The organism is Synechococcus sp. MIT2312, from assembly GCF_059772315.1.
The window spans coordinates 416,962-432,820 of record NZ_CM186281.1; the positions used below are offsets into that span (position 1 = coordinate 416,962).

A 15,859-nucleotide genomic window follows, 5' to 3' on the forward strand; every position below is an offset into this window, starting at 1 on the left:
TGTTGCTCTCCCCATACGATGGCTGCCTTGCGTTCCGAGGTCGGATGCGTCGTCCCTGGAGCGATGTGGTGATCGACGACTGTGGAGAACCGCTTGTGTCGCTCAAGCCGTGCTTCCTGTGCCTTGAGCCCCATCCCTATGCCTGCGTCGGCGCACCGTATGGCGAGGATGCAGATCCCTATCGACTGCGTTCCGGCGTTCTCAAGCGGCTGATTGCCGCACAGACCCTTTTATCAATGCGCAGTGATCCTGAGGTCGGCACGGTGCAGCTTGCGATCTTTGATGCGTGGAGACCGATCCGTGTGCAGGCCTTCATGGTGGAGCACGCCGTACAGGAGCAATGCCGCACTCAGGGTTTTGATCCTTCAGACCCGTTGATGGCTGCAGCTCTTGAACAGGTTCAAAGCGATGTGGCCCGGTTCTGGGCTCCTCCGAGTCCGGATCCCTGTACACCTCCTCCGCATAGCACAGGTGCCGCAGTGGATCTCACCCTTGCGGACAGCGCTGGAGCTCCACTCGAGATGGGCGGTGACATCGATGCCATCGGCGATCAGTCCATACCTGATCACCACGCCAAGGAGGCTGAAGCGAATCCCCTCGGAGAGGCGGCTCGCTGGCATGGTCGTCGTTGTCTGCTCAATGAAGTGATGACCAAGGCTGGATTTGCCAGACATCCCAGTGAATGGTGGCATTTCAGCCACGGAGACCAGCTCTGGGCCTGGCAACAACAGACCCCCGCAGCGATCTACGCCTCGGTTCCCAGGAGTTGTTGAACCACCTCGTCTCCGAGTCGGTTGACGTGTGCTCCGAAACTGCGCCTGACGCCGCACTGTTTCCAGTTGATCAGCAAGGGCTCTAGTGTTGATTCCAGTTGATCAAGAGGCATCTTCTGCAGGAAGGGCCTGGCGAGCACCTGAAGATTCGGAGTCCCTCCCAACCAGAGCTGGTATTGATTCAGGCCACTGCCCACTAGAGCCAGTTCGGCCATGTAGGGCCGGGCGCAGCCATTAGGGCATCCGGTCATGCGCACCAACACCGATTGGTCGATTCCCAGTTTTTGCAGCAACGCATCCAGGCGATCGAGCACATCAGGGAGAATTCTCTCGGCCTCTGTGATCGCCAGCCCGCATGTCGGCAAGGCTGGGCAGGCAATCGCATGACGTGCCAGTGGCGCCGGTTCACCCGGAAGTTCAAATCCCAGTTCGGCGAGTGCCTGCTTGATCGATGGTTTCTGTGCGGCCCCGACGTTGCAAAGCAGCAGGTCCTGATTGGCCGTTAAGCGGATCTCAAGCTGATAGGTCTGCACAATCTTGCGCAATCCATTTTTCACCGCACCTTCCAGTCGTCCGCACATCATCGGCAGGCCAACGAACCAGAGGCCTTTCTTCTGACGGTGCCAACCCAGATAATCCTCAAGCTTGGCAACCGGTTCCTGGCGGATGCCCTTCAGTTCACCCTTGAAGTAGTGCTTGCGCAGGGTTGTTCTGAACCAGGTGATCCCCCGCTGATACAGGAGATATTTCATGCGGGCGTGCTTGCGGACTTCCCGATCGCCATGGTCTCTCTGCAGGGCCATGATCGCCTGCAGCAGATCGAAGATCTCCTCTGCTTTCACGTAGCCGAGCACGTCGGCGGTTCTTGCAAAGGTGTCTTCCTGGTTGTGAGTTCGGCCCATTCCGCCACCCACGTAGACATTGCAGCCTTTCAATGCTCCTGAGACATCGGCAAAAGCCACAAGACCGATGTCCTGCGTCAGCAGATCCACGGAGTTATCACCAGGCACGGTGACGGCGACCTTGAATTTGCGTGGCAGGTAGGTGTCGCCATAGAGGGGTTCAGCTCCGCTGCCGGAAAAGACTCCGCCCTTCTGCTGGCGGGTGCGAGCCTTGCGCACTGTTGTGGCCGGCTGAAAGCGATAGCTGTGGTCGCCATCAATCCACATGTCCAGATAGGACCCCTCAGCTGCTTCAGGACTGAGCAGATCAGCGATTTGATCAGCGAGCGCACGTGCGGCGGGGTAAGCACCCTTCTCGAACGGCGCAGGGGGCGCCATCACGTTGCGGTTGATATCACCACAGGCGGCGAGGGTTGAGCCCAGGTTGGTGATGATTGTGCCGATCACGGTCTTCAGGTCACCTTTGGGCACCCCGTGCATCTGAAAGGCCTGACGGGTGGTGGCGCGCAGTGTGCCGTCGCCGTAGCGGTCGGAGAGGTCATCCAGAGCTGCGAACAGATCAGCCGGAACCCGACCACCTGGGTTGCGCAGCCGCAGCATCATCTGCCAGCAGCGCACCTTGTCGGTTTTGCGCAGTTCGCGATGGTTCTGTTGATAGCTGCCATGGAACTTCAGCAGCTGAACGGCATCCTCACTGAAACGGATGTCGTCGTTCAGCAGTTCCGACTGCAGCGGCTCGCGCAGATGGCCGCTGTAAAGCTTCCTTTTCTCAGCTTTTGACAGTGCAGTGTCGATCGACTCTGTGCGCGCTGCAGGCCCATCCAGCACAGAAGACACGACGGCCTCATGCGCATTGGATGTGGCTGTCAGTCCGTCGCTCACACGTGCACCGTTGTTGCATTTGAAACTAGCGAAGCGGCGTCTCATAAAGTCGCCACCTGCATTGGCACGTGGAGTGGCAAACACGTTTCTGCTCGAGATCGGCACCGAGGAACTACCGGCCGATTTCGTGCGCTCAGCGCTTCAGCAGCTGGAGCGGCGTGTCCGCACGGATCTGAAGGAGCTGCGGCTTGACCATGGACAGCTCTCCGTAACAGGCACACCCCGTCGTTTGCTTGTGCAGATCAGCGATCTCATCGATTCACAACCTGATCTGGAGGAGGATCGCAAGGGCCCTCCTGTGTCCCAGGCGCTGGTTGACGGTCAGCCAGGACCGGCTGCCATCGGTTTTGCCAAGCGTTGTGGTGTGGAACCTTCGCAGCTCGAAAGTCGTGAGACGCCCAAGGGTCCCTGTCTGTTTGCGCGCGTCTGTACACCCGGTCAGGAGAGCTCTGTTCTGTTGCAGGACTTCATCCCCAAGTGGATCGACTGCCTTCAGGGGCGTCGTTTCATGCGCTGGGGAAGTGGGGAGCAGCGGTTCAGTCGACCCGTGCGCTGGCTGGTCGCTCTGCTGGGTGAGAGCTTGATCCCAGTCACGCTCCAGGCCTCTGATCCTCTTGTGCGCAGTGGTCGTCACAGTCGAGGCCATCGTCTCCACCACTCACTCGCTGAGTTGAAGTCAGCGGATGAACTCCCCGCGCGTCTGGCTGAGGCCGGTGTGATGGTGGATCGCGAACAGCGTGCCGAAATCATCCGCAGTTCCATTGCGGCTGAGGCGGCATCCTGCGGTGGTGAGGCGGATTGTCCAGAGAGTCTGTTTCAGGAGCTGGTGGATCTGGTGGAAGCCCCGCTCGTCCTGAAGGGTGAAATTGCAGATCAATATCTGGATCTGCCTCCAGAAGTGATTGTCACGGTGATGCAGTCGCATCAGCGCTATGTCCCTCTCAGACAACCGAACGCGACTGCTGATCCGCTGCAGCTTGAGGCTCGCAATGTGTTGCGGCCTGATTTTCTGCTTGTTGGCAATGGACTGCCGGATGCTTCCAAAACGATTGTGAGCGGTAATCAGCGAGTGTTGAGCGCTCGACTTGCTGACGCGGAGTTCTTCCTGAATGTTGACCGTCGTCAGCCCAGCGAGCAGCGCCGTCAGCAGCTCGATCGCGTCACCTTTGCCGAAGGGCTCGGCACGCTGCTGGATCGCAGCGATCGGATCAGCTGGGTGATGGAGCAACTGGTTCAGGCTCTTGCAACCAGCGACTCACTGGCAGGCCATGGACGCCGAGCGGCCCACCTCTGCAAGAACGATCTTGTCTGCCAGATGGTGGGGGAATTCCCTGAACTCCAGGGCCTGATGGGCGGCAAATATCTGCTTGAGGAGGGTGAGCATCGTGATGTTGCCCTGGCAGTGGCTGAGCACTATCAACCGGCCGGTGCAGGGGACTCGCCTCCCTCCAGCGATGCCGGCGCCCTGTTGGCTCTGGCGGAGCGCCTGGAGCTTCTGCTCAGCATTTTCGCCAAAGGTCAGCGCCCGACGGGCTCGTCCGATCCCTATGCGCTCCGCCGTGCCGGCAACGGGATCGTTCAGATCCTCTGGGATCGTGGCTGGCGCCTTCCGCTGCAGACTCTCTTGGGTACAGCGTCAGAGCACTGGGCAGGGTTGTTCCCAGCGTTTCAGTTCGATGCTGCATCGCTGGCCAGTGACCTTGGCCAGCTGTTGCGGCAACGCATGGTGTCTCAGTTCGAGGAGGATGGTTTCCCCCCCGACCTTGTGCAGGCCGTGAGCGGAGAGGGCGTCAGCAGCGCACGCCTGCTTCAGGATCCGGTCGATGCGCGAGAACGGCTGTTGTTGCTCCAGGATCTTCGGGCTGATGGCCGGCTTCAGGCGGTTCAGGCTGTGGTGCAACGTGCATCCAGGCTCGCTGAGAAAGGAGATCTCGACAGCTCTCAACTGGTTCCAGGTCGAGTGATCGAAGCCTCGTTGTTCGACTCCCCCAGTGAGTCTGATCTGCTGAAGCAGTTGGAGGCTCTCAGTCCGCTTGCTGAGGCCTGTGATTACAGGGGTCTGGCATCAGGGCTCCAGGGTGCTGCCCGAGCTCTTGAAGCGTTCTTCGATGGTGAAAACAGTGTGATGGTGATGGCTGAGGATGATGCTGTGCGTCGCAACCGTCTGAGCCTGCTTGGTGTACTGCGCAATCAGGCTTCTGTTTTGGCGTGTTTCAACAACATCCAGTCGTGAACGACTGGCTGAGCTCGGCCGTTGACGGGCTCAGCCGGTGTTGACCTCAGCTGCTGGGGACTTTTGAACGCTCCTCGCTGTTTGAAGCCGGGTCCTCGCTGGCCTTCGACTTGATCGCCTGGGCTGCTTCCTCGGCAAGGAAGTCGCCGTCTGAGCGACCCACCGCTGAGGGAACAGACCCGTAATTGGACGGTGCAAGGGCCTGACCACGCAACAGACTTCCCACAGTGCGCAAGGTGAGTTTGACCTGCTGCCAGGGGTTCATCATCACCACTCGTTTGTACAGATAGCTGTCGAAAGTGAGCTTCTGAACATCGCGGTCATCGCACATCTCCACAAAGGCTTCGCGAGCGGCGTCGTTCCGGTAGAAAATCTTCTGAAGAATGTCGAGCACCGCATAAGTGGCTCCGTACTTTCTGTCCCAGCGCTTCAGGTAGGTCGACTTGATCTGCTTCTCCGTGGGGACGCGGCTTCCATTCGCTGAGATCTCCACAATGGCTTCGGCGCACATGCGCCCACTCTTGGCAGCGAAGTAAATCCCTTCACCGGAGCTCTTGGTGACATATCCAGCAGCGTCGCCCACGAGAGCCATCCGGCCGACGACGCGTCTTGGTCGCGGATGCTCCGGGATGGGATGGGCTTCGACCTTGATCACCTCACCTTTAAACAGACGCTTGCGCGCACGTTCACGAATTCCTTTCTGCAGACCTTTGATCAGCGACTGGTTCTGCTGCATTGTTCCTGTTCCCACAGCCACGTGGTCGAACTTGGGGAACACCCATGCATAGAAGTCTGGGGAGACATCGGTGCCGACATACATCTCGGCGAGATCCTCGTAGTAGGTCATCTCCTCAGCAGGCAGCTTGATGCGTTCCTGGAAAGCGATGGCCACGTTGTAATCACCGGCATCCATTGCCTTGGCAACGCGGGAATTGGCGCCGTCGGCGCCAATGATCAGATCCACCTCAAGAGTCTTCAGCTCACCGGTGGGTCCACCGTTGCTGTAATCGGCGTAATGCAGGGTGTAGGGCCCCTGACGATTGGTTCCGGTATCAATCTTCTGAACCAGCGCATTCACGAGTGTCGCCCCGAGCTCGGCGGAACGGTTGCGCAGGAAGGCGTCAAAAACCTCGCGACGACACATGCCGATGTAGGCATCGTTGTCGTACCCCAGTGGATCCAGACGGATGTCCACCTCCTTGTTGGAGGGGGAAATCATCTTCATGTTGCGGACTTTTCGATCGATGATCGATTCGGGAAGTTCGAATTCCTCGACCATGCAGAGTGGGATCGCTCCTCCGCAGGGCTTGGCGTTGTCGAGTTTGCGCTCGAATATCCAGGTGCTGATGCCAGCTTTTGCAAGCACTTCGGCCGCGCAGGATCCACTCGGACCTCCGCCGATGACGGCAACTCTCAGCATCTCAGCACACTCCGCTGGACTCTAAATTGAAGCTACACCTCAATCAGTTGTTTCGGTGCTGGCACTGGCGCACCCCCTTACGATCGAAACATCACTGAAGTGTTCTTTTGTCCCGGGCTGTCGCCACCCGCAGCAGGAAGCGTGACAGCAGCCGCGATGACATCCCCATCGCACGCCGCAGTCGCTCCTCTCAACCGAAACGGGGGAGTGGCCTAGGTTTTCTCCTCAGCTGCGGGGTGGTTTTCTCGCTGTCACTGGCCACAGTGGTGTTCCTGCCGGAGCTTCTGCCCTTCGGCTCCAAAACCCAGGTGGTGGAGGGCATCGATGAACAGCCAGGACGTGATGGTCGCCTGCTGGGGCATTTCCCCTATGTGGAAGCCGTTGTGGATCAACTGGTGCCTGTTGAGGCGGGCATTGAATTGCATCGAGACGCCGCCATCGCTCTTGACGCCATGCGTCGTGCGGCTGCAGCCGATGGTGTTGATCTGAGGTTGCTGAGCGGTTATCGCTCCCAGGAACTCCAAAAAAGTATTTTCTTCGACGTCAAATCAGAGCGCAATCAAACGGCCGCAGAACGGGCCAAGGTATCGGCGCCACCCGGTTATTCCGAACACAGCACTGGCTATGCCGTCGATCTCGGTGATGGGGCTGATCCTGCTTCGAATCTCTCCGCTTCGTTCGAACAGACCGACGCCTTCAGCTGGCTTCAGGATCATGCCGCCAGCTATCACTTCACGCTTTCATTCCCTGCAGTGAATTCCCAGGGTGTCAGCTACGAGCCCTGGCACTGGCGATTTGAAGGTTCAGCGGATGCATTGCGAAGGTTTGAACCCGCGCGTCGGCTGGCCAATGGTGGTTGATGGCTGAACCCCGAGCTGATTCGCTGAGGTTCAGATCGTGTGGTGATTTGCGCTGATCCGGGGTGTTGAACCGGAACAACCTTCAGCCAGACCGTCCACATCGACCCGGAACGATCTCACGTTGAGATAGGGTGCGTCGACTGCGCCTGCGGGCGCCAAGAGACATTCCGCCCCCTACAGACTCCTATGAGCGCCCAGCAAAAGGCGATTCGCAATATCGCGATCATCGCCCACGTTGACCATGGAAAGACGACCCTGGTCGACTCACTGCTGGCCCAGTCAGGCATTTTCCGTGACAACGAAGCAGTCCCCACCTGCGTCATGGATTCCAACGATCTGGAGCGTGAGCGCGGAATCACCATTCTGTCCAAAAACACGGCTGTCACTTACAACGACACCCGCATCAACATCGTTGACACCCCAGGACACGCCGATTTTGGTGGTGAGGTGGAGCGTGTGCTCGGCATGGTGGACGGTTGCCTGTTGATCGTTGATGCCAACGAAGGGCCGATGCCTCAGACCCGTTTTGTGCTGAAAAAAGCGCTCGAGCAGGGTCTGCGCCCCATCGTGTTCGTCAACAAGATTGATCGTGCCCGGGTTGATCCCGAAACGGCTGTCGACAAGGTGCTGGACCTGTTCCTTGAGCTTGGCGCTGACGACGACCAGTGTGATTTCCCTTATCTGTTTGGAAGCGGCCTGGGGGGATTCGCCAAGCCCGACATGAAAACCGAGAGCGACACCATGCGTCCTCTCTTCGATGCGATCCTTCGCCATGTTCCGCCTCCGGTTGGCGATTCCACCAAGCCTCTGCAGCTTCAGATCACCACACTGGATTACTCCGATTTTCTTGGTCGGATCATCATTGGCCGGGTGCACAACGGCGTGATCAAGCAGGGTCAGAATGCAGTTCTGATCAAAGATGACGGCAACCTCAAAAAGGGTCGGATCAGCAAACTGCTTGGCTTTGAGGGCCTGCAGCGTGTCGAAATCGCTGAAGCCAGTGCTGGCGATCTGGTGGCTGTTGCCGGTTTCGACGAAGTCAACATCGGCGAGACGATCGCCTGTCCGGATGAACCCAAGGCACTTCCACTCATCAAGGTCGATGAGCCAACCCTGCAGATGACCTTTGTGGTCAACGACTCACCGTTTGCTGGGAAGGAAGGCAAGTTTGTGACCAGTCGTCAGGTGCGCGACCGTCTCCAGCGAGAGCTGCTGACCAACGTGGCACTGCGTGTTGAAGACACGGACTCACCTGATCGTTTTGCAGTGAGTGGTCGTGGTGAGCTGCACCTCGGCATCCTCATTGAAACCATGCGACGCGAGGGTTACGAATTCCAGGTGTCTCAGCCACAGGTGATTTTCAGGACCATCGACGGCACACCCTGCGAACCCGTTGAGACCCTCGTCATGGATGTCCCCGAAGCCGCTGTGGGCAGCTGCATCGAAAAGCTGGGATCACGCAAGGCTGAAATGCAGAACATGGAAACCAGTGCTGACGGCCGCACACAGTTGGAATTTGTCGTTCCTTCCCGTGGCCTGATTGGTTTCCGCGGTGAATTCATCCGCGCCACCCGTGGTGAAGGGATCATGAGCCATTCCTTCTTCGAATACCGTCCGATGACGGGTGATTTCGACACCCGGCGCAACGGTGTGCTGATCGCATTCGAGGAGGGCACGGCAACGTTCTACGCCCTTAAGAACGCTGAAGACCGGGGCCAGTTCTTCATTGCTCCAGGAACCAAGGTCTACAAGGGCATGATCATCGGCGAGAACAATCGTCCTCAGGATCTCGAGATCAATGTCTGCAAGTCGAAGCAGCTCACCAACATGCGTTCCGCGGGTGCTGAAGAACTCGACACCCTTCAGGCACCTGTTCAGATGACGCTGGAGCGCGCTCTCGAATACATCGGACCCGGTGAAATGCTGGAGGTCACTCCGGAATCGATTCGTTTGCGCAAACTTCCCGCGAAGAAGATGGCCAAGCGTTGAGTCCGGCCGACGATCCCCGCTTCCCGCAGGCTCTGGAGCTGTTCAATTCCGGAGCCTGGTACGAGGCCCACGATGCCTTTGAGGAGATCTGGCATGAACAGATGGATCCCGACCGCAAGTTGATTCAGGCGATCGTTCAGATCGCTGTCGCCCATGTTCACCTCGAAAGGGGAAACACACGCGGTGCAACGATCCTTCTCGGTGAAGGCATCGGACGTCTCAAGCCCTCATTACCTAGCGCGCTGGGACTTGACCTCGACGCGTTGCATACGGCTGTCGCTGACCGCCTGAGCGCCCTTCAATCCGGAGCAGACCCGGAGGTCCTACCGCCACCCCGACTGATTGCAGCGAAATGATTCATGGGACCATGACACATCCCTTTCTCAGCGCCTGGACCGATCGTGTTTCCACCGTTTCAGCGATCGATGACCGTGCTCCGCGCTTCAGTGATCTGGTGTGCGGGTCTGCTCCTGACCTTGAGCGGACCTTCTCTGGCACAGGAGCTCGTTGCACCTCTTGAGGGTCCCTCATCTGACGACGGCTTGATCACCATCGAATCCGATAGCCAGACAGCCGACAACGTCACGGGAGTGGTCACCGCCATCGGTAATGTCCGCATCGTTTACCCCTCCCGCGGAATGGTGGCGACCTCTCGACAGGCTCAGTACTTCAGTCGTGAGGGACGCCTGGTGCTGAGTGGTGACGTCGACGTGGTGCAGGAAGATGGCAGCACACTCAGGGCTGAACGCGTGACTTACAACCTTGAGGATGAGCGGGCTGTTGCGGTGCCGTCGAATGGCGGGCAAGTGCGCGCGACCATGATCCTGCGCCCTGATCAGCCAGCGCAGACCCCGCTGACGCCATGAGTCTCAGTCTCAATCGGGTCTCTCTCACCCTGGGAGGTCGACCTCTGGTGAAAGACCTCACGCTGACGCTGGAACCGGGTGAAGTGATTGGTCTTCTGGGCCCGAACGGTGCCGGTAAAACCACCAGCTTCAATCTCGTCATCGGTCTGCTCAAGCCCGATCAGGGGGAGGTGTTGATGGACGGGCACCCTGTCGCCAGTCTTTCCATGCCTCAGAGGGCACGGCTCGGGATCGGTTATCTGCCTCAGGAACCCAGTGTTTTCAGGCAGTTATCAGTCCGAGAGAACCTGGAGCTCGTGCTGTCGCAGACCGGCCTTGCCAAGCCTCAGGCCCGCGAACGCCTGCATCAACTGATTGACGATTTCCATTTGCAGCCGTTTCTGAATCGCAAGGGTTTCCAGCTGTCCGGCGGCGAGCGTCGGCGCTGTGAAGTGGCCCGGGCGCTGGCGGTGGGTCTTGAAGGCCCTCGGTACTTGCTGTTGGATGAGCCTTTTGCCGGTGTCGACCCACTGGCAGTGGCTGACCTGCAGCAACTGATTCAGGCGTTGCGTCAAAGGGGGATGGGAATTCTGATCACTGATCACAACGTGAGGGAAACCCTGGCCATCACGGATCGGGCCTACATCCTCACGGATGGGAGCGTTCTGGCTTCAGGACTCTCGGATCAGGTGGCGTCGGATCCGCTGGTACGCCGTCATTACCTCGGCGAAGGATTTCAGCTGTGATGGAGGCTTTTATTCAGAGAATTCAAACTCAACTGCGCAGGATTCCGCTCCTTGATCGCTGGCTGCTCGGCGAGTTGATCGGCCCTCTTCTGTTCGCCATTGCCATGTTCACGGTGCTCGCCATCACGGTGGGGGCGCTGTTCGAGCTCGTGCGTCTGATTTCTGAAAAAAATCTGCCTGTTCTGATTGCCATCCAGGTGTTGTTGCAGCGTCTGCCCAGCTTCCTGGTGCTCTCGTTCCCGATGGCAACCTTGTTCGCCACGTTGCTGGCTTATGGCCGACTCTCCAGCAACAGTGAACTCACAGCCCTGCGCAGCGTTGGTGTCACGGCAACGCGCATGATCATCCCCGCTCTGGTGCTGGCGTTGGTGATGTCCAGCCTCACCTTTCTGTTCAACGACGTGTTGGTGCCGCGCAGTAACCGGTCGGCGGAGGTGACCCTGAGCAGTGCTCTTGGCAGGGCCATTTCAACCGAGAAAGGTAACAACATCATCTATCCACGCTTCGGGCGTGTTGAGGAACCTGATGGTTCGTCCAGCAAAGGTCTGCTTCAGCTCTTCTATGCGAGCAGATTCCAGGACGGAATCATGACCCGAGTCACGCTGCTTGATTTCTCAAGGGTCGGCTTCACTCAGATGTTGCTGGCTGAAAGAGGCCAATGGAATGAACAGGAAGCGAAGTGGGAATTTTTGAACGGTCAGATCCTGACGCTGACCCCTTCAGGAAGCACCACTTCTGCCGATTTCGATCGATATTTATACCCGCTTAGTGCAGCACCGATCAGGATCGCCCAACTGCCGAAGGATGCCCGCAACATGACCGTGGCTGAGGCGTTGCAGGCAGAGCAGCTACTGCAGAACTCCGGTGATTTGAAGGGCGCAAGGAAATTACAGGTTCGGATCCAGGAGAAATTCACTTTTCCCATGGCGTGCCTTGTTTTCGGATTAATTGGATCAAGCCTTGGCTCTAAACCAAATAATCGAACCAATCGAGGCCAGGGTTTTGCACTCAGCATCGTGATGATTTTGACGTATTACTTACTTGCTTCCAGCTTCAGTGCTCTGGGCGTTAAAGGAACGCTGACACCAATACTGGCTGCCTGGAGCCCGATCCTGATCTGCCTCGGGGGTGGCGGTTTCTTACTACGACAGGCCAGTCGATGAGCCAGACCGTCAGAATCAGCATCAGTGAGTCCTCTGCTTGAGGTATTGGATGGGTTTTTCCGGTCTGGAAGCGATCGTCTCGGAACCCGTTCTGCTTCTGGGTCTGATGGCCTTTGCCTTTTTGCTGGTTGCTCTGCCGTGGAGTTTCTGGGCCCTTTCCAATGGTCGGAGCTCCAGTGGTGTGCGTTCTCTGATCGCCCTTTCCAATCTTCTGCTGACGGCTCAGCTTGTGCTGCGCTGGTGGCAATCGGGACATTTCCCGATCAGCAATCTCTACGAATCGCTCTGTTTTCTTGCATGGGCCTGCACGCTCACCCAACTTCTGGTTGAACGCAACTGGTCATCACCACTGGTGGCAGCTGCCGCCACACCGATGGGTCTTGGCTGCATTGCCTTTGCCAGCTTTGCCCTACCCGACCAGCTTCAGCAAGCATCACCACTCGTGCCGGCCCTGCGAAGCAGCTGGTTGGTCATGCATGTCAGTGTGATCATGGTCAGCTATGCGGCTCTCATGGTGGGGTCACTGTTGTCGGTTGCTGTGCTGCTCACGGACCGAGGTGAAGAGCTGGAACTGCGTAGTAGTTCCATCGGAACCGGTGCTTATCGACGGCCGAAGGTGTTGTCGATGGAAGGGGGTGTTGCCGTCCAGAACCCTCCCGAAGTACAGCTTTCATCCATTCACTTCAGCCGCACGGAGCAGCTCGACAGCCTGAGCTATCGCACGATCACGGTCGGGTTTCTCTTGCTCACTGTCGGCATCATTAGTGGGGCTGTTTGGGCCAACGAGGCCTGGGGAAGTTGGTGGAGTTGGGATCCCAAAGAAACCTGGGCATTGATTTGCTGGCTGGTCTACGCCGCCTATCTCCACACACGTCTGAGCCGAGGTTGGCAAGGTCGGCGTCCGGCGCTTGTTGCCGCCTCAGGCCTGGTGGTGATTGTTGTGTGTTACATCGGGGTCAATCTTCTTGGGATTGGATTACACAGTTATGGCTGGTTCTTTGAATAACCTCTAATCGCCAGGGTTTCCTCTTGAGGATCTCATGGGGATCTGTTCAAATAACTAGTCGACAGCCTGGGAAAATCTGCTGTCCTTTGGGCGTTTTTTCCAACAGATAATGAAGCACTGCCAGATCTGTTACTGGTCAAGCTCACGACATCTCATGACCTGTACGTCCTTGTCTAAGACAAGAACGCGCAGGCTTATCTCACCCTCCCTCAGGGATCAAGGAATGGCAAAAGCATGTGACAAATAGATTGGAAATCTCCGCATGAAGTGATTCGGGTTAGCTTTACATCACCACTCACAGAGTGAAGCAGGGATAGCATAGATATGCACATAACGATTGCTCAATTATGTACAGGTAATCGCTAGGCATTCCTGTTTTTGTGCATTTTAAGAAGATGCCCGAGCATTGAGATGTCAACATACCTTTGATCGTTCATGCTCATCTTGATATCAGACTCTCCGTGCCAGTCTCTGTCCCATTGTCTCTTCTCCACTTTCTCGATCTGTGTGAGTCCATCGGCGACTTCTTGTTCATTGTCGGCCATGGACAGGGCAGTGATAAACCACCTCTCTGATGCTCTGTAGTTCTTGATTGCTCTATCCTTTTCTGCAGCTGCTTTGTTCGAGGCATCCCTCTCATTCAAGAGCAGCACTGCCAACACAAACGAACTCACGAGGAAGACAGCAGTCAAACTTTCTCAGTCGATTGATAACTACTTTAGGCGCTTAGCATGATTCAATGCCCTGTTGTCTTGAATGTGTTCTGATGGTTGAACGTCTTCAGGCGTTTCTTTGTTCCCTTGGTGATTAAACGCAATCACACCTATGGAAATCATTATTATAATGACATACCTCAGATATTGTTCTTTATTCATCAGTTCAGTCGCTCATTCCTGAGGCGTTCCAGTTCTCCTTTGGTATCGACTGGTCTATCCATGCTTGGTTCCTTGCCTTGCTGGACTCCCACTGCAACAACGGCGACTAAAGCCAGCACAGCAACCGTTGCGGACAGAAGAGTCCTTGCCGTCCCTGACATCACATCCATTCGTCATCTAAACGGAACTCTCTGTAAAGTGCCTCCGCAGATTCAAACTTTGAATCTGCGTATAGGTTCTCGATACGGTGCTTCCACCACTCACTAATTGTTGAAGATTGCTCTTTTCTCCAATCGGGATTGGGCGACATGGATTCCTCCTTTACTTGCTTATACCGTCTTGCAATCGTCAGAGCAAGGTAGTCATTACATTATTCAATTATATCGATGGTTCGTGAATGTGTGATCTCCTCCAGCATCGACGGTGTCTTTACAGAACCTCATCTTTTCTTGAAGGTTACAGGCCAAAAAATTTACTTGCTCTTGTTCTAACACTTTCGCGTTAGCACTGTGCAAAGCAATTCTCTTTTCGCTCTTTGCCTTTGCTCCCAGTCTCTTCGTCTCTGCACTCTCTCGTTCGTTGTCAGTTGGCTGTACTGATTGAGCTGGTCTTGATTGCAGTGCGGGGTCAGCCCAAATCGCTGATAGGGGTGCCACAAACACCCATGACGAATCGTTGGCATGCCTAGATCTCGACTTCAATCGAGAACTTCAAGCAACGGCCCATCGCCTTATCTCTTGCTTTTGACGCTATTGGCATCATTGACTTCAGTCTTTTCGCAAAGGGTGACAGGACTCTCATCAATGGTCAGAACTGCACAGCAGTACAGCTGTTCTGTGAATGCCGAGAAGGCGGAGAGTGTCCTGAGTCCCAGCGACCTGCTGTCTCTAACGGCATTCCTGTCCGTGAAATCAGGCGACTTCGTCATTGCCGAGATTCAACCAGTGGTTGCCATGGCGCAGACGGGTGACTGGTGAATGGGCCAGTTGGTGTTCTGTGAGGGTGGTGCCAGGAATCCTGAGGTGAACTCCCTGTTCCAAAGTGCCGATGTCGATAACGGTTCAATCAGACGCGTCTGTGCTGATGGGGTCACTCAGATCGTCAATGCTCTTGACGGAATCAATCTCTGAGGATGGTTGGGTAAACCGCAATCATGGAACTCTCGCCGCTCAATCCACAGTTTCTACTGTTGCTAAGTCGCATTGATGAAGGATGTGACTGTCCGAGGCAGGAGGTGATAGTCCCTGCCTTTTTCCTAATCGACGAACTGAGCCGCCATGCTTTATCTGTTGATCGCTTTCACGTGGATAGCAGTGTTCTTTGGTCTCGTCAGGAATGAGAAATAATCAGACAAATCGTCCGGGTGGATAATCTCTGAGTCTTTTGTTGTCTCCAGTGATTGAAAAGTCTTCTAAGCTCCACGCGACGGGTTTTTATTGTCGTTACATTGGTGAGTTGCTCAGTACACCAAAAGCACTGATTGAAAGTTACACAATACCGTTCCTAAATCTGAGAGCTTTCATTGGTTAGGAGCAGAGTTTCAGAAGCTAGCTCCGCGATCCCCCCTTGGAGCCATTTTTGGCGTTCTTGTGGTGACTTTTCTAACTGTTTCTCTTAGATCTTCTGATATCTCTAAGAGATATTAGATAACAATCACCGGGATTGATTCGTTCACTTGAGGCCAAGGCGTAATGACCAAACCATTCAGCATCAACCCGAAATTGACGGATTGGGTTCCGTCACCCCAACAGATCAAGACGATTGAGGAGGCACGCCGCCTTCTTGGCCTCTTGCCTGAAGAAGATGGCGATGCCACCAACCGCTTGAGGGTGAACACCTTGAATGTCTATTCACGACTGCATCCAGAAGTGACTGACCCGAATCAATTGATCGACGACGCTTTTGAATTTTTGGCAAAGCAAGTCGATCATCGCCGCCGTTGTTGAGAGCAAAGGCTAAGAGTATTGGTCGTGGCATGTAGTCCAGGCTGCTTAAGTTATGTAAGGATTATTTTGTTTGAGGTGAAAATTCGGATATAAACCATTTAATTCAAAGGAGGATGATGGATTTACCTAAGCTGACTTTGAGTAGTCGCGATGCCAGGTTGCTTGAGGATTGGTGGAAATTACGGGTTAGAGACCTGCTTTTGAGCAAGCGATTCCAAG

General features: G+C 55.9%; 16 protein-coding genes. 12 read left to right on the top strand and 4 right to left on the bottom strand.

The genetic code is table 11. From position 1 onward, the window contains the following. Window positions 1–2 precede the first annotated feature (2 nt). A complete protein-coding gene (locus AC6EI9_RS02705) occupies window positions 3–773 on the top strand; it encodes a M15 family metallopeptidase (protein ID WP_498468960.1) in 771 nt (256 codons plus the stop codon). Here the strand turns inward: AC6EI9_RS02705 and AC6EI9_RS02710 are convergent. Continuing rightward, window positions 746–2,503 carry an NADPH-dependent assimilatory sulfite reductase hemoprotein subunit gene (locus AC6EI9_RS02710; protein ID WP_498470139.1) on the bottom strand — a complete coding sequence of 586 codons (1,758 nt, stop codon included), beginning with the start codon at window positions 2,501–2,503 and terminating at the stop codon, window positions 746–748. The genes AC6EI9_RS02705 and AC6EI9_RS02710 overlap by 28 nt on opposite strands. Before the next feature lie 127 nt (window positions 2,504–2,630). Between AC6EI9_RS02710 and glyS the strand changes: the two genes are divergently transcribed. After that, entirely contained in the window at window positions 2,631–4,790 is a 2,160-nt protein-coding gene (gene glyS, locus AC6EI9_RS02715; RefSeq protein WP_498468962.1) for a glycine--tRNA ligase subunit beta, read from the top strand. Between the two features lie 46 nt (window positions 4,791–4,836). Here the strand turns inward: glyS and chlP are convergent, their stop codons facing one another. After that, complete coding sequence (gene chlP, locus AC6EI9_RS02720; RefSeq protein ID WP_498468963.1) at window positions 4,837–6,210, bottom strand: geranylgeranyl reductase; 1,374 nt, start codon at window positions 6,208–6,210, stop codon at window positions 4,837–4,839. A gap of 107 nt (window positions 6,211–6,317) precedes the next feature. On the opposite strand from chlP, the gene AC6EI9_RS02725 reads away from it, so the two are divergent. The 7 genes from AC6EI9_RS02725 (at window position 6,318) to ccsB (ending at window position 12,819) form a co-directional block, all read left to right on the top strand. Next, on the top strand, window positions 6,318–7,070 hold the full coding sequence (locus tag AC6EI9_RS02725; protein WP_498468965.1) for a M15 family metallopeptidase: 753 nt from the start codon (window positions 6,318–6,320) through the stop codon (window positions 7,068–7,070). A 186-nt stretch (window positions 7,071–7,256) separates the two neighbouring features. Next, a complete protein-coding gene (gene typA, locus AC6EI9_RS02730) occupies window positions 7,257–9,059 on the top strand; it encodes a translational GTPase TypA (RefSeq protein WP_498468967.1) in 1,803 nt (600 codons plus the stop codon). Further along, the gene (locus AC6EI9_RS02735; protein WP_498468969.1) at window positions 9,056–9,415 is read left to right on the top strand and encodes a DUF309 domain-containing protein; all 360 of its coding nucleotides are present in this window, start codon (window positions 9,056–9,058) and stop codon (window positions 9,413–9,415) included. The genes typA and AC6EI9_RS02735 overlap by 4 nt, the downstream gene beginning before the upstream one ends. Window positions 9,416–9,484: 69 nt before the next feature. Next, window positions 9,485–9,925, top strand: a complete 441-nt coding sequence (locus AC6EI9_RS02740) for an LptA/OstA family protein (RefSeq protein WP_498468970.1) — start codon at window positions 9,485–9,487, stop codon at window positions 9,923–9,925. Then, a complete protein-coding gene (gene lptB / locus AC6EI9_RS02745) occupies window positions 9,922–10,650 on the top strand; it encodes an LPS export ABC transporter ATP-binding protein (protein ID WP_498468972.1) in 729 nt (242 codons plus the stop codon). Before AC6EI9_RS02740 ends, lptB begins: the two co-directional genes overlap by 4 nt. Next, window positions 10,650–11,813 carry an LptF/LptG family permease gene (locus tag AC6EI9_RS02750; protein WP_498468973.1) on the top strand — a complete coding sequence of 388 codons (1,164 nt, stop codon included), beginning with the start codon at window positions 10,650–10,652 and terminating at the stop codon, window positions 11,811–11,813. Before lptB ends, AC6EI9_RS02750 begins: the two co-directional genes overlap by 1 nt. A 49-nt stretch (window positions 11,814–11,862) precedes the next feature. Further along, window positions 11,863–12,819, top strand: a complete 957-nt coding sequence (gene ccsB, locus AC6EI9_RS02755; protein ID WP_498468974.1) for a c-type cytochrome biogenesis protein CcsB — start codon at window positions 11,863–11,865, stop codon at window positions 12,817–12,819. A gap of 362 nt (window positions 12,820–13,181) precedes the next feature. Here ccsB and AC6EI9_RS02760 read toward each other — a convergent pair whose 3' ends face one another. Then, window positions 13,182–13,478 (bottom strand): hypothetical protein, encoded by a 297-nt coding sequence (locus tag AC6EI9_RS02760; RefSeq protein ID WP_498468975.1) that lies wholly within the window; start codon window positions 13,476–13,478, stop codon window positions 13,182–13,184. A 215-nt stretch (window positions 13,479–13,693) separates the two neighbouring features. Further along, window positions 13,694–13,855 carry a hypothetical protein gene (locus AC6EI9_RS02765; RefSeq protein ID WP_498468977.1) on the bottom strand — a complete coding sequence of 54 codons (162 nt, stop codon included), beginning with the start codon at window positions 13,853–13,855 and terminating at the stop codon, window positions 13,694–13,696. A 642-nt stretch (window positions 13,856–14,497) separates the two neighbouring features. Between AC6EI9_RS02765 and AC6EI9_RS02770 the strand changes: the two genes are divergently transcribed. The 3 genes from AC6EI9_RS02770 (at window position 14,498) to AC6EI9_RS02780 (ending at window position 15,640) form a co-directional block, all read left to right on the top strand. Further along, a complete protein-coding gene (locus AC6EI9_RS02770; RefSeq protein ID WP_498468979.1) occupies window positions 14,498–14,671 on the top strand; it encodes a hypothetical protein in 174 nt (57 codons plus the stop codon). Beyond that, on the top strand, window positions 14,672–14,824 hold the full coding sequence (locus AC6EI9_RS02775; RefSeq protein WP_498468980.1) for a DUF3104 domain-containing protein: 153 nt from the start codon (window positions 14,672–14,674) through the stop codon (window positions 14,822–14,824). 561 nt (window positions 14,825–15,385) lie between these two features. Continuing rightward, on the top strand, window positions 15,386–15,640 hold the full coding sequence (locus AC6EI9_RS02780; protein WP_498468982.1) for a hypothetical protein: 255 nt from the start codon (window positions 15,386–15,388) through the stop codon (window positions 15,638–15,640). Window positions 15,641–15,859 lie beyond the last annotated feature (219 nt).

Bases quoted from the DNA above. Each gene is read 5' to 3' on its own strand.
- chlP (WP_498468963.1), bottom strand. From the start codon at position 6,210: ATGCTGAGAGTTGCCGTCATCGGCGGAGGTCCGAGTGGATCCTGCGCG.
- typA (WP_498468967.1), top strand. From the start codon at position 7,257: ATGAGCGCCCAGCAAAAGGCGATTCGCAATATCGCGATCATCGCCCAC.
- AC6EI9_RS02740 (WP_498468970.1), top strand. From the start codon at position 9,485: ATGACCGTGCTCCGCGCTTCAGTGATCTGGTGTGCGGGTCTGCTCCTG.
- lptB (WP_498468972.1), top strand. From the start codon at position 9,922: ATGAGTCTCAGTCTCAATCGGGTCTCTCTCACCCTGGGAGGTCGACCT.
- AC6EI9_RS02750 (WP_498468973.1), top strand. From the start codon at position 10,650: ATGGAGGCTTTTATTCAGAGAATTCAAACTCAACTGCGCAGGATTCCG.
- ccsB (WP_498468974.1), top strand. From the start codon at position 11,863: ATGGGTTTTTCCGGTCTGGAAGCGATCGTCTCGGAACCCGTTCTGCTT.
- AC6EI9_RS02765 (WP_498468977.1), bottom strand. From the start codon at position 13,855: ATGTCAGGGACGGCAAGGACTCTTCTGTCCGCAACGGTTGCTGTGCTG.
- AC6EI9_RS02770 (WP_498468979.1), top strand. From the start codon at position 14,498: ATGGTCAGAACTGCACAGCAGTACAGCTGTTCTGTGAATGCCGAGAAG.
- AC6EI9_RS02775 (WP_498468980.1), top strand. From the start codon at position 14,672: ATGGGCCAGTTGGTGTTCTGTGAGGGTGGTGCCAGGAATCCTGAGGTG.
- AC6EI9_RS02780 (WP_498468982.1), top strand. From the start codon at position 15,386: ATGACCAAACCATTCAGCATCAACCCGAAATTGACGGATTGGGTTCCG.